This window comes from Nocardia brasiliensis IFM 10847 (genome assembly GCF_000710915.1).
GTDB lineage: Bacteria > Actinomycetota > Actinomycetes > Mycobacteriales > Mycobacteriaceae > Nocardia > Nocardia brasiliensis_A.
On the sequence record NZ_BAUA01000047.1, the window covers coordinates 47,324 to 58,825 of the forward strand.

The window sequence follows — 11,502 nt, forward strand, 5'->3', positions numbered from 1 at the left end:
CATGCTGGACAACCGAGGAGGTTCGCGGACATGCGGCTGCGACGCAGCACGCCATACGGCCCCGGCATACGCCGAGTGGCGCGCGGCCGTGGATTTTCCTACGTGAACGCCGAGGGCGCCCGGGTCGCGGACGAGGCGGCACTCGAGCGCATTCGCGGCCTGGTCATACCGCCCGCATGGCGCAAGGTGTGGATCTGCCCGCACGACAACGGGCACATCCAAGCCGTCGGGGTCGACGCCGCGGGCCGGCGCCAGTACCTCTATCACGAACAGTGGCGCAAAGAGCGCGACGAGGAGAAGTTCGATCGCGTCCTCGACCTGGCCGCCGGACTGCCGGAACTCCGCACGCGCATCCACGCCGAACTGACCGCGCCGGGCCTCGGGCTGCGACGCGTGGCCGCGCTCGCGGTGACGCTGGTGGATCGGGGCGTATTCCGGGTCGGCGGTGAGGAATACGCGCAAGAGCACGGGACGCGCGGTGTCGCGACGCTGCTGCGCGAGCAGGTCCGGCTGTCGGGTGCCGAGATGTCGTTCGACTATCCGGCGAAGGGCGGCATTCAGCGCCGGGTGCGGATTCGCGACGCCGACTCGGCCCGCGTCGTGCGGTCGCTGCGCCGCTGCCGGACCGACTCGCCACGGCTGCTCGTCTACCGGAAAGGATCGCGGTACTGCGAGCTGCATGCCGACGATATCAACGATTTGTTCCGGGAGTGGTCCGAAAGCGAGTGCAGCGTAAAGGATCTGCGCACCTGGCACGGCACGGTACTGGCCGCGGCGGGTTTCGGCTCGGTCGAGCGGCCGGACTCGCAGCGCGGACGCAAAGCGGTGGAGCGCACGGTGATCGCGGATGTCGCTGCGGCGCTGGGCAATACCCCGGCCGTCGCCCGGGCGTCCTATGTCGATCCCCGCGTCCTGACCGCCTTCGAACGCGGGGCGACGATCTCGGCTGCCTTGCGCCGCGCCGCCCGGGGCGGTTCGGACGAGCAACGCCAGAACACGGTCGAGCGCGCGGTGATCCGCCTGCTGCGCAACACGAACTGAGGAGCTCCGAATGCTGAACGCAACCACGATCACCGTCGGTGTCGAAGAGGAGTTCCTGCTCGTCGACCCGGTTACCGGCGCTCCCGTCGCGAAGAACACCGAGGTGGCCGCCGCGGCCGAGCAACGCGGCGTCGAGCTGCAACTCGAACTGACCTCGTGCCAGGTCGAGACCAGCACCGGCGTGCACAGCGAAACTCCCGCGCTACTGAGCGAACTGGCCGAGTTGCGGCGCAATGTCGCCGAATGCGCGGAACAGGCGGGCACCCGTCTGCTGGCCGTCGCGGTGCCGCCGACCGTGCCCGAGCAGTTCCCGGTCACCGACACCGAGCGCTATCAGCGCATCGCCGACACGTTCGGGATGATCGCGCACGAGCAGGGCCTGTGCGGTTGTCACGTGCACGTCGCCGTGCCCGATCGCGAGACGGCGATCCAGGTGAGCAATCATCTACGGCCGTGGCTGCCGGTGTATCTGGCGCTCACCGCGAACTCATCGATCTATCGCGCGGCCGAAACCGGCTACGCGAGCTGGCGCAGCATCCTGTGGCGGCGCTGGCCGAGCGCCGGTCCGCCGCCCTACTTCGAATCCGCCGCCGACTACGCGGCCATGGTCGAGATGATGATCGAGGGCGGCAACATCCTCGACACCAAGATGGTCTATTGGGACGTCCGGCCTTCCGAATCGTTTCCCACCGTCGAGGTCCGGGTCAGCGACGTACCCGCCACCGTCACCGAGACCGCCCTGCTGGCCACGCTGGTGCGCGCCACCGCGATGATGGCGCGGGCGGCGATCGAACGCGGCGAACGCGCGCCGGAAATCCCCGGCGAGGTGCTGCGCGCGGCCTACTGGAACGCCGCCCGCTTCGGACTCGACGGCAACAGTCTGGATCCGGTGTCACGGCGCGTTGTGCCCGCCCCCGCACGCCTGTCCGCGTTGCTGGACCATGTCGCGCCCGCCCTCGACGAACTGGGTGACCGCACCTTCGTGACGGACGCGGTGGCCACGGTGCTGGAGCGCGGCAACGGCGCCCGCCGTCAGATCGCGGCCTTTCGAAACAACGGAAAAGTGAGCGACGTGGTGGCAGAACTAGCCGACGCCACCTTGGAGAAGTGCCGTTAGCCGGAGGTGCTCAGCGCGCGTCCGCGCGGATCTGCTCGGCGAATTCGTCGTCCAGTGCGGCGCGGACGAGCGCCGCCGCCAGCGCGCCGACTCGACCGTCCGGCGCGAGCGCGGCGAGTTCGTCGGTGCCCGTCGGCAGGTCGAGCCGCTGCGCGCCTTTCTTGGCGCGCTCGTCGAAATACGGTCTCGCCCAGGTCCATACGTCCTGGACCTCGCGCAGGAAGATATCGCTGCCGGTGGGCCCGATCCCTTGGAATTCCTGGAGCAGCTGCGCCGCGCGCGCCCGGTCCTGTTCGGCGGCCGCCCCGAGTTTGCGTAGATCACCGCCGTACTTGTCGAGCACCAGGTTCGCGTTCGCACCGAGCCTGGTCGCGGTGCTCTCGTCGTAGCGCTTGTAGTGCGCGCGGCCCAGCGCGTCCACGAGTTCCTGCCACTGCGCGTCCGCGATCCGTTGCGGGGTGCGGTATCCGGTGGAAATCAGCTCTTTCGCCGCGGCGACCGCGATATCGGCCGAGATCCGGGTGCTCAGCAGCTCGGCGAGCACGAGGAGCTGGAACAGGGGCGCGGGCTTGTCGGTCAGGTCGATACCGGCCTGCGCCGCATAGCCGTCGCCCGCTCGCTCGAGCAACGCGTGCACGATTTTTCGCTCGATCATGGCACGACTCCCTACTTCGACGCTGATTGCTTGCTCGGAATCCCCTCGCTGCCACCGAAACTGGCTTCCTCGGGGCTGACCAGGCCGAGCAGGGACAGCGGGCGCGGCGTCACCGCGTTGGTGGCGTACGCCAACGAGATCGCCCACCGATTCACGCCTCTGGGCACCGCGTAGGTGTGATAGGCCCGGGTCACCACCTTGGCCAGTCGGCCCGACAGGTGGATACCCATCGGGTTGGCGACGGCGAAGCCTGGCCCCAGATCGACCACCAAGCCCATGTCGCGGTGCTTGTACGGTGCGGCGGTGCCGAGGCCGAGGCTCGCGGCCACATTGCGCGCCAAGGTTTTTCCCTGACGCGTAGCATGCTGCGCGGTCGGCGGGGTGATCTTGCCGGGCTTGGTCAGATCCGGGACCGCCGCCGCATCGCCGCCCGCGAACACGTCGGGATGACCGGGCACGCCCAGCTGCGGGTCGACCACCAAACGGCCGCGTTCCAGGGGCAGATCCAGGGTGCTCAACAGCGGTGCACCGGTCACGCCGGTCACCCAGGCCACTGTGTGGGTGGGAATCACGCTGTCGTCGGTGAGCACGACGTGGCGGTCGGTCAACTCACGCAACGAGGTCTGCAATCGAATGTCGATTCCCCGCCCCCGCAACACCGCCAAGACCTTGTCGCCGAGCCGCTCACCCACCTCGGGCATCACCCGGTCGGCCATGTCCAGCAGCACGAAACGCACCTCGGCGGGATCGAAACCGCGACGGTGGGCATAGGCGTCGGCGAGCGCGCGCAACTGCGCGATCAGTTCGGTGCCCGCGTACGAAGCGCCGACCACCACCACCGTGCGGCGGGCCCGGCGCAGCTCGGGATCGTCTTCGTGGTCGGCCAATTCGAGCTGCCGGAGCAGTTGCTCACGCAGATACAGTGCCTCGGCAATGGTTTTCAGGCCACGCCCGTGCTCGGCCAGGCCCGGCACATCGAAGAGCCGGGTCACCGAGCCGGGCGTGAGCACCAGCCGATCCCACGAGAGTTCCCGCGCCGGGTAGTACTCGCTCCGCACAGTGATCGACTTACGTTGCAGATCAACAGATTCAGCCTTGCCCACGACGAGCCGCACCCGCGGCAGCGCGTCGGCGAGCGAGATCACCACGAATCGTGGATCGATCAATCCGCCTGCCACATCCGGTAGCAACGGCGTGTAAAGCATGTAATCGTCAGGCGTGACGAGCACGACCTCGATGTCGCGGCCCGCCTTGGCCAAGCGACGGCACAGTTTCGCGGCGCAGGTGAAGCCGGCGAAGCCGCTGCCGACGATCACCACCCGCTGCGGGCTCTCGGTCTCGGCTACCGGCATCACCGGCTCCTCCTCTGTTTCTGGTCGGGCCTGGAACTGCGATCAGGCGTCAGGACGCTCGATGTCCCCGCGCCACGCGCCGGTCTCGTGCTGCCTGCTCTCGATGAACTTCTTGAACCGCTGCATATCGCCGTTCACCCGGTGCTTCAGCACGCCGAGCCGGTCGGCGGCGGTCTCCACGAAGCCGTCCGGGTCGACGTCCATCTGCGCGGTGATCCTGGTGTGCGTGTCGTCGAGCCGGTGGAAGGTGATCACCCCCGCGTGCTGGGGGCCGGAATCGGACTTCCACGCCACCCGCTCGTCCGGGTGCTGCTCGGTGATGGTGGCATCGAACTCGCGGGTCGACGGCCCGACGTGGATGCGCCAGTGGGTGTGCCGGTCGTCGAGCTGCTGCACAGCTTCCACACCCTCCATGAATTCGGGGAACGACTCGAATTGCGTCCACTGGTTGTAGGCGGTGCGGACCGGTACCTCGACATCCACGGTGGCGGCCAACGTGCTCATGTGTACCCCTTTCGTTGCTGTCGCGTTGCGCGACTCGGTCAGGAGCGGCATACCCGGGCAACCGGAGCAGAAACAGGCTCAGCCGGGCCGGAAACCGGCTTCCCTGGCGATGATTCCGAGATCGTCGACGAACGCCTGGTAGGCCGCGGTCCGGTCCGGCGCGCGCAGGACCGCGGCGGGATGCACGGTGGTGATCACGTCGTAGTCACCGTGCGCGATCAACTCACCGCGGCGCTCGCTGACCTTGAAAGTGTTGCCCAGCAACGCTTTGGCGGCGATCGCGCCCAGACCCACCACCAGCTTCGGGTGCACGACGGACAGTTCCGCACGCAGCCATGCGGAGCAGGCGACGATCTCGGTGCGGCCGGGCTGCTTGTGAATTCGCCGTTTGCCGCGCTCGGTGAACTTGAAATGCTTCACCGCGTTCGTGAGATAGACCTGATCGCGCGGGATGCCCGCCTCGGCCAGCGCGCGGTCCAGGAGACCGCCCGCGGGGCCGACGAAAGGATGCCCCTGCACGTCCTCTTGGTCGCCGGGCTGCTCCCCCACCATCACGATGGCGGCCGCGGCCGGTCCCTCGCCGAACACCGTCTGGGTGGCATTCCGGTAGAGATCACAGCCACGGCACCCCTGTGCCGCCGCCCGCAGGGCGCGCAGCGAGGGCCGCCCGCTCGGCACGAACTCGGCGGCTCCTGGCTGCGAATCACGGCTGGGCACAACGGCTTCCGTTCACTCGGCGACCACGCGGACGGTGTGCAGTTCGGGATCGGCGGGATCGGGCGCATTCATGCCGGAATCCAGCCCCGTGCGCAGGTATTCCACGACCGCCTCGTCGATCCGCTCGCCGGGGACGATGACCGGGATCCCCGGCGGGTACGGCGTGACCTGCTCGGCCGCGATCCGTCCCGGCGCCTCCGCCAGCGGCACCGCCTGCACCCGACCGAAGAAGGCATCCCGCGGCAGCATGACGGTCTCCAGTTCCAGCTCGTCCGGGGACGGCAGCCGGATGTGATGCGGTGCGGGCTCTTTCAACTGCTCTCGCCAGGCGGTGAGCGCTGCGACGAGCCGGTCCGCGGTACCGTCGTTGTCGGCGAAGGACATCGTGGCCAGGATGCGCCGATGGTCGCTGAGCCCGACGTCGACGTTACGTTCCGCACGCAACCAGTCGGCGACTTCGTAACCCGTTGCTCCGGTGGCGGATACGTCCATCAGCACCTGCATGCGATCCAGATCGTGTGAGGCTTCGACCCCGAGCAGCTCCTTCTCCATCACCTGGATGCCCGGAATTCGCGCCAGCTCCGAGCGCAGCCGATCCGACAGCCGCAACGCGTCGCCGAGCAACTGGTGGCCGTTCTGCACCATTTGGCGGCGCCAGCCGTCGATCGCGGCGTACATCAGGACGTTCGGGCTGGTGGTCATCAGCAGGTCCGCGCATGCGCTCAGGCGCGCCCGGTCGATCAGTTCGCCTTGCACGTGGAAGACCGAACCCTGCTCGAACCCCGCGCCCATCTTGTGCACGCTCACCACGCAGACGTCGGCGCCCGCGTCCATCGCCCAGGTCGGCAGCTCTTCGTGGAACGGCAGATGCGCCCCCCACGCCTCATCGATGATCAGCGGCTTGCCGCGGCGGTGGCACACTTCGGCGATCCCGGCGATATCCGCGCACGTCCCGTACGGGCTCGGACTGACGATCAGCGCACCGGAGGCGTCCGGGTGGCGCTGCCACGCGTCCTCGATCTGCTCGACCGAGGGCGGATGGGAGAAATGCCGTTCAGCGTCCCAGCGCGGGGTCACCCAGCGGGGCAGCAGGCCGGCGAAGATCAGTCCGGCGACGATCGATTTATGGCTGTCCCGCCCGAGGATCAGCCCGCCGTCGCCACCGCCGGCCACCGCCAGCATCGCGGCCTTCACCGACAGCGAGCTGCCGCAGGTGGAGAAAAACGCCATCTCGGCGCCCACAGCGTCGGCCATCAGTTTTTCGGCGTCCGACAGGTACTCGCCTCGGGCACGGCGATCGTCGAGCCCACCGGAGGCGAGCACATCGCTGCGGAAAGCGTCGCCGAGTACCCGCAGGACCCGGTCGTCGACGCCGCGCCCCTGCCGATGGCCGGGCGGCGTGAAGCCGTACCGACCACGCCGGCGGTAGTCGTCCAGTGCGTCCAGAATCGGTGCTCGTAGTTGGTCCATCCATTGCTGGCTACCCACCAGCACGCTGATCATGCACCGGCGTGCCGTCCCAGGTGCACGGCTTGTTCAGCTACCCGAGACCGCGTCCAGCGCGCTGCCCAGCCGGGGATAGCACCTGATCCAGGCGGCCGCGCCGGACAGGTCGAACGCCCGCTGCGTCGGCCGCGACGACACCACCGCGGCGAACTTCCGATCGCCGTCCTCGGCCCGCTCGGCGGCGAGGATCAGCACGTCCACCCCGGCGAAGCCGAGGAAGGCGATCCGGCTGGTGTCCACCACAGTCGCGGGGACGTGCTCACCGGCGCGCACCACCTGGTGCAGCAGGGGCGCGGTGGCGAGGTCGAGTTCGCCGCTGACGGCCAGCACCCGGATCCCGGGTAGCGCGTCGACCCGGATGCGCAGTTGCCCCCGCGCGTAGTCGCGCGTTCGCGAATGATGCGGGTGCGACAACAGCCGACGAGACATGCGAGGCTGGCGCGGACTCAGCTGATTGCTCATGCTCAACGCTCCGGTTCACCGCCGAACGGACACATCGCCCAGCATGATTCGGTGATAGACCAGGCCGACTCGGGCGACACCGAAGGGAGCCGTCTCCAGGCGGGGACTACCGTCGGCTCCTGTCTGAACCTCCTTGAAACCTACTCCACCCCGGCGGGCAGCGCCATTCCCCCTGCTCGCTGCGGCCCGGCGACTGATTCGCGCCGGCGCACGAGCTTGCCGCAGGTCACTCTCGGCCGGGTGTCAATACCACCTTCACCACACCGTCGGACTTCTGCTGGAACCGCGCATAGGCCTCCGGCGCGTCGGACAGCGGAAGGTGATGCGTCGCAAAGGAATCCACGCCCAGCGGGTCGGCGTCGTGCAGTAGCGGCAGAATATCGTCCACCCACCGCTTCACGTTGGCCTGACCCATGCGCAACTGGATCTGCTTGTCGAACAGCACCCGCATGGGCAGCGGATCCACCATGCCGCCGTACACACCGACCAGCGAGATGGTCCCGCCGCGGCGCACGATGTCGATCGCGCTGTACAGCGCCGCCAGCCGGTCGAGGCCGGCGGTGTCGTTGACCTTCTCGGCGACCGCGTCCGGCAGCAGCGCGGCCGCCTTCTGCGCCATCGAGGTGACCGGCGAGCCGTGTGCTTCCATGCCGACGGCATCGATCACCGAGTCCGTGCCACGTCCCGCGGTCTTCTCTCGCACCATATCGGCGAGGTGGCGCCCGGCCACCTGGAGATCGATGGTCTCGATGCCGCGCCGCGCGACCCGATCCAAGCGCTCCGGCACCAGATCGACGCCGATCACACGGAATCCGCGCTGCGCCGCGATCCGGCAGGCCATGTCGCCGATCGGCCCGAGTCCGAGCACGGTCACCGACCCGCCTTCCGGGATCGCGGCGTACTCGACCGCCTGCCAGGCGGTCGGCAGCACATCCGACAGGTACAGGAAGCGATCGTCGGGCGGGCCGATCGGGACTTTGACGTGGGTGAAGTCGGCGTGCGGCACCCGCAGATACTCCGCCTGCCCGCCGGGCACCTGACCGTACAGTTTCGAATAGCCGAAAAGCGCCGCGCCACTACCGCGTTCACGGACCTGGGTGGTCTCGCACTGGGTCGTCAGACCCTGGTCGCACATGAAGCAGTGGCCGCAGCTGATCTGGAACGGCACCACCACCCGGTCGCCCTTCGCCAGGTTCGTGACACCGGGCCCCGCCTCCTCGACGATGCCGATCGGCTCGTGCCCAAGCACATCTCCCTCACTCATGTACGCGCCGAGGACTTCGTAGAGGTGCAGGTCCGAGCCGCAGATCCCGGACGACGTCACCCGGATGATCGCGTCGGTCGGTTGCTCGATCCGCGGGTCGGGCACCTCTTCCACCCCGACCTTGCGCTTGCCCTGCCATGTCACTGCTTTCATCACTGCTCCTTCATCGAATTCTCGTCCACACCAACGCTACTGACGGATCTGCCGTCGAAACGGCTACTGTCGCAACGCCTTCGGGACACAGATGCGGACCTATTCGTAGGCCGGGTAGCTCTCGGCGTTCAGCACCCGCGCGAGGTGGGCGGCGTTGCGCGCCATGGCTTTCGTGGCCGAGGCGGTCGAGTCCGGGACTTCGTCGAGATCCTGATAGTCGGTACCACCCATGGCTTCGCCGTTCCAGTACGTGCAACCCTGCGCCGGGACGGAGAAGCCGATGTCGTTGAGCCCCTGGAACAGGTCGGCCACGATCTTGTGTGCGCCGTCCTCGTTGCCGACCACCGCGGCGACGGCGACCTTGCCGACCATGGACGGCCGTCCGGCATCATCGGTTTCGGACAGTTCCGCGTCCAGACGCTCGAGCACGCGCTGCGCGACCGAGGACATGTGGCCCACCCACGTCGGCGTCGAGACCAGCAGAATGTCCGCCGCCGCGATGCGGGCGCGGATCGTCGGCCACTGGTCGCCGGAGCCTTCGTCGGCACGCACGCCGGGATGCACGTCGTAATCCACCACCCGCAAGATCTCGCCTTTGACGTCGTGCTCGGCCAGCGCGTCGAGCGCGTGCCGGGCGATGAGTTCGCTACTGGACTCGGCGGGCGATTTCTGCAACGTACAGACCAACGCGACGGCGGTGGGTGCGGTCATGATCTTCGTCCTCCTGTGCGGGTCGGGGAATCGAACTGCCGGGACTGCGTGCGGCGACGCACGGACGCCTGTCCACCGCTTACCCGAGGACCACGGCGCAAACATCGCCGAACTCCCCGGTCCCGCCGCACCCCGCGAGCGACCGCCACCACGCGGGCGACTGGTATGAAGAAGCGATGGGTATCAGCAACCTCGCCGAGCAGATCGCCGCGGCGGCGCAGCGGACGGGCCGCACCGTCGCGGTCGCGGAATCGCTCACCGCCGGTCGCCTCGCCGCCGCCCTGGGTGCGGCCCCCGACGCGGGCAGCTGGTTCCACGGCGGTGTGGTCGCGTACTCGCGCTTCGTCAAGCACAGCGTGCTCGATGTGCCCGAGGGACCGGTGGTCTCGCAGGTCGCGGCCGAGTCGATGGCGCGCACGGTGCGCACGATGACCGGCGCGACGATCGCCTGCGCGGTCACCGGCGCGGGCGGACCCGACCCGCAGGACGACCAACCGCCGGGCACAGTCTGGTTCGCCGTCGCGACCGAGGATTCGACCGCGACCGAGCGCCGGCATTTTCCGGGCGACCCCGCCGAGGTGCTCGATCAAACGATTTCGCACGCCCTCGAACTTCTGCTCGACGCGCTACCCGCGCAGTAGCCGTTCTTACTTCCGCAGCTGGGCCAGATAGTCGTTGTAGGCCCGCAGCTCGGTGTCCGCGCTGCGGTTCGCGCGTTCCCGCGCGGCCGCCGAGCGTTCCTCGTCGCGCCGCCAGCGGATCGCGAACACCACGACGATCAGGAACGCGACGGGCTCGCCATAGGACCAGGCCAGGGCACCGGCGAGCTGCTGGTCCGACATCGGGTCCACGTTCCAGGACTCGGGAGGGTGCGCGAACCGCTCGATCATCGGCGTGGTCGCCATCATGATGATCACGCCGAAGAAGGCGTGCAGGGGCATTTCCAGGAAGAGGTCGAAAAAACGGCCGATGTTCGTCTGCCGCACCGGCAACGGGCCCACCGACAGCACCGGGACGATGAACAGGATGCCCGATGCGAGGAAGAACACCTCGAGTGCCAGATGCCCGGCCATCGTCGCGCCGACGGTATCGACCAGGGACGTCAGATACACGCCGTAATAGCTGAACAAGAACAACGAGATGGTGCACGCGTGGCTGAGCAGAATGCGCGCGAACCGGCTGCGCAAGCCGGCCAGCGCCATCCGCAGGACGAACCGCCCGATCCCGTGGTGCGGCGTCGCGCGCAAGAGCAACACACCGGGCGAGCCGAGCACGAGCAGCGGCGGGATCGCGATCGAGAGTGTGAGGTGCTGGAACATCCACGCGCTGAACAGCCGATATCCGTACCCCTCCACCGCGAGCCCGGTCACGCCGAGCAGCAGCACGCAGCCGCCGAGAAAGCAGGCGGTCCGCCACCACGGCCAGGCCCGCCCGCTCCGGCGTAGCTGCCGCACGCCGAGCAGATAGACCACGGCGGCCAAGACGGCGACCGCGGGCAGCAGCGGCACCGGCTGCGGCGCCCACCCCAGCAATGCGCCGATCGACGGCGGCGCGTCGGGCACATTCGCCACGAAACTCATTGCTGCCCGGTGCGTCTCGTACACACCACCGAACAGGCGACCATGCGGCGCGATTCATATTCACACATAGACATCAGACGATATATAAGGGCGGCCGCTGAGGGCAGCCCCACCGTCGCCGATAGTGACGTGGATCGCACTCGCGCACAGCGTCTCCTGCCGATTCTCCGGCACGAATCACGGGCGGTCGGCCTCGCGGGCCGGAAGTGGCTTCAGGACCGGGAGGTTCGAGTCCGGGATACCGAGTTCGGCCAACGAAACGAAATAGGCGTCGATTTCGCGCGCATAGTCCCCGACGCCGTCCTGACCGCCACAGAAAAACCCGCCGCCCGGCGTCAGTGATCCGTCGGCGGCCAATCGGTTCAGCCGAATTCGGATCTCGTGCAACAGCTCCCCGGCGTCCGGGCCGATTTCGTGCTCGAACAGGGAATGCTCGACGC

General features: G+C 68.3%; 13 protein-coding genes. 3 read left to right on the forward strand and 10 right to left on the reverse strand.

The genetic code is table 11. From position 1 onward, the window contains the following. Positions 1 to 30: 30 nt before the first annotated feature. Positions 31 to 1,041 carry a DNA topoisomerase IB gene (locus tag NBRGI_RS10305; protein ID WP_029894895.1) on the forward strand — a complete coding sequence of 337 codons (1,011 nt, stop codon included), beginning with the start codon at positions 31 to 33 and terminating at the stop codon, positions 1,039 to 1,041. A gap of 10 nt (positions 1,042 to 1,051) precedes the next feature. Further along, a complete protein-coding gene (locus NBRGI_RS10310; protein ID WP_029894897.1) occupies positions 1,052 to 2,158 on the forward strand; it encodes a glutamate--cysteine ligase 2 in 1,107 nt (368 codons plus the stop codon). 10 nt (positions 2,159 to 2,168) lie between these two features. Here the strand turns inward: NBRGI_RS10310 and NBRGI_RS10315 are convergent, their stop codons facing one another. The 8 genes from NBRGI_RS10315 to NBRGI_RS10350 all read right to left on the reverse strand — a co-directional run bounded on the left by NBRGI_RS10315 (position 2,169) and on the right by NBRGI_RS10350 (position 9,482). Beyond that, the gene (locus NBRGI_RS10315) at positions 2,169 to 2,813 is read right to left on the reverse strand and encodes an endonuclease (protein WP_029894899.1); all 645 of its coding nucleotides are present in this window, start codon (positions 2,811 to 2,813) and stop codon (positions 2,169 to 2,171) included. Between the two features lie 11 nt (positions 2,814 to 2,824). Further along, positions 2,825 to 4,165 carry an NAD(P)/FAD-dependent oxidoreductase gene (locus NBRGI_RS10320; RefSeq protein WP_029894901.1) on the reverse strand — a complete coding sequence of 447 codons (1,341 nt, stop codon included), beginning with the start codon at positions 4,163 to 4,165 and terminating at the stop codon, positions 2,825 to 2,827. Positions 4,166 to 4,207: 42 nt separating this feature from the next. Continuing rightward, positions 4,208 to 4,669, reverse strand: coding sequence for an SRPBCC family protein (locus tag NBRGI_RS10325; RefSeq protein WP_029894903.1), 462 nt, complete (start codon positions 4,667 to 4,669; stop codon positions 4,208 to 4,210). A 78-nt stretch (positions 4,670 to 4,747) separates the two neighbouring features. Beyond that, a complete protein-coding gene (locus tag NBRGI_RS10330) occupies positions 4,748 to 5,386 on the reverse strand; it encodes a UdgX family uracil-DNA binding protein (RefSeq protein WP_029894905.1) in 639 nt (212 codons plus the stop codon). Positions 5,387 to 5,398: 12 nt separating this feature from the next. Beyond that, the gene (locus tag NBRGI_RS10335) at positions 5,399 to 6,856 is read right to left on the reverse strand and encodes an aminotransferase class I/II-fold pyridoxal phosphate-dependent enzyme (RefSeq protein ID WP_029894907.1); all 1,458 of its coding nucleotides are present in this window, start codon (positions 6,854 to 6,856) and stop codon (positions 5,399 to 5,401) included. Positions 6,857 to 6,922: 66 nt separating this feature from the next. Beyond that, a complete protein-coding gene (locus NBRGI_RS43635; protein WP_036558336.1) occupies positions 6,923 to 7,354 on the reverse strand; it encodes an STAS domain-containing protein in 432 nt (143 codons plus the stop codon). A gap of 226 nt (positions 7,355 to 7,580) precedes the next feature. Continuing rightward, on the reverse strand, positions 7,581 to 8,771 hold the full coding sequence (locus NBRGI_RS10345) for an alcohol dehydrogenase catalytic domain-containing protein (RefSeq protein ID WP_029894911.1): 1,191 nt from the start codon (positions 8,769 to 8,771) through the stop codon (positions 7,581 to 7,583). 99 nt (positions 8,772 to 8,870) lie between these two features. Then, a complete protein-coding gene (locus NBRGI_RS10350; protein ID WP_029894913.1) occupies positions 8,871 to 9,482 on the reverse strand; it encodes a flavodoxin family protein in 612 nt (203 codons plus the stop codon). A gap of 176 nt (positions 9,483 to 9,658) precedes the next feature. Between NBRGI_RS10350 and NBRGI_RS10355 the strand changes: the two genes are divergently transcribed. After that, the gene (locus tag NBRGI_RS10355) at positions 9,659 to 10,123 is read left to right on the forward strand and encodes a CinA family protein (RefSeq protein WP_029894915.1); all 465 of its coding nucleotides are present in this window, start codon (positions 9,659 to 9,661) and stop codon (positions 10,121 to 10,123) included. Positions 10,124 to 10,129: 6 nt separating this feature from the next. Here NBRGI_RS10355 and NBRGI_RS10360 read toward each other — a convergent pair whose 3' ends face one another. Continuing rightward, entirely contained in the window at positions 10,130 to 11,062 is a 933-nt protein-coding gene (locus NBRGI_RS10360; protein WP_029894917.1) for a cytochrome c oxidase assembly protein, read from the reverse strand. A 177-nt stretch (positions 11,063 to 11,239) separates the two neighbouring features. Next, a partial coding sequence (locus tag NBRGI_RS48105) for a hypothetical protein (RefSeq protein ID WP_029894919.1) occupies positions 11,240 to 11,502 on the reverse strand: 263 nt, incomplete at its 5' end.

Excerpts from the sequence above, each read along its gene's own strand:
- NBRGI_RS10305 (WP_029894895.1), top strand. The coding sequence starts at position 31 with ATGCGGCTGCGACGCAGCACGCCATACGGCCCCGGCATACGCCGAGTG.
- NBRGI_RS10310 (WP_029894897.1), top strand. The coding sequence starts at position 1,052 with ATGCTGAACGCAACCACGATCACCGTCGGTGTCGAAGAGGAGTTCCTG.
- NBRGI_RS10315 (WP_029894899.1), bottom strand. The coding sequence starts at position 2,813 with ATGATCGAGCGAAAAATCGTGCACGCGTTGCTCGAGCGAGCGGGCGAC.
- NBRGI_RS10320 (WP_029894901.1), bottom strand. The coding sequence starts at position 4,165 with ATGCCGGTAGCCGAGACCGAGAGCCCGCAGCGGGTGGTGATCGTCGGC.
- NBRGI_RS10325 (WP_029894903.1), bottom strand. The coding sequence starts at position 4,669 with ATGAGCACGTTGGCCGCCACCGTGGATGTCGAGGTACCGGTCCGCACC.
- NBRGI_RS10335 (WP_029894907.1), bottom strand. The coding sequence starts at position 6,856 with ATGGACCAACTACGAGCACCGATTCTGGACGCACTGGACGACTACCGC.
- NBRGI_RS43635 (WP_036558336.1), bottom strand. The coding sequence starts at position 7,354 with ATGAGCAATCAGCTGAGTCCGCGCCAGCCTCGCATGTCTCGTCGGCTG.
- NBRGI_RS10345 (WP_029894911.1), bottom strand. The coding sequence starts at position 8,771 with ATGAAAGCAGTGACATGGCAGGGCAAGCGCAAGGTCGGGGTGGAAGAG.
- NBRGI_RS10350 (WP_029894913.1), bottom strand. The coding sequence starts at position 9,482 with ATGACCGCACCCACCGCCGTCGCGTTGGTCTGTACGTTGCAGAAATCG.
- NBRGI_RS10355 (WP_029894915.1), top strand. The coding sequence starts at position 9,659 with ATGGGTATCAGCAACCTCGCCGAGCAGATCGCCGCGGCGGCGCAGCGG.
- NBRGI_RS10360 (WP_029894917.1), bottom strand. The coding sequence starts at position 11,062 with ATGAGTTTCGTGGCGAATGTGCCCGACGCGCCGCCGTCGATCGGCGCA.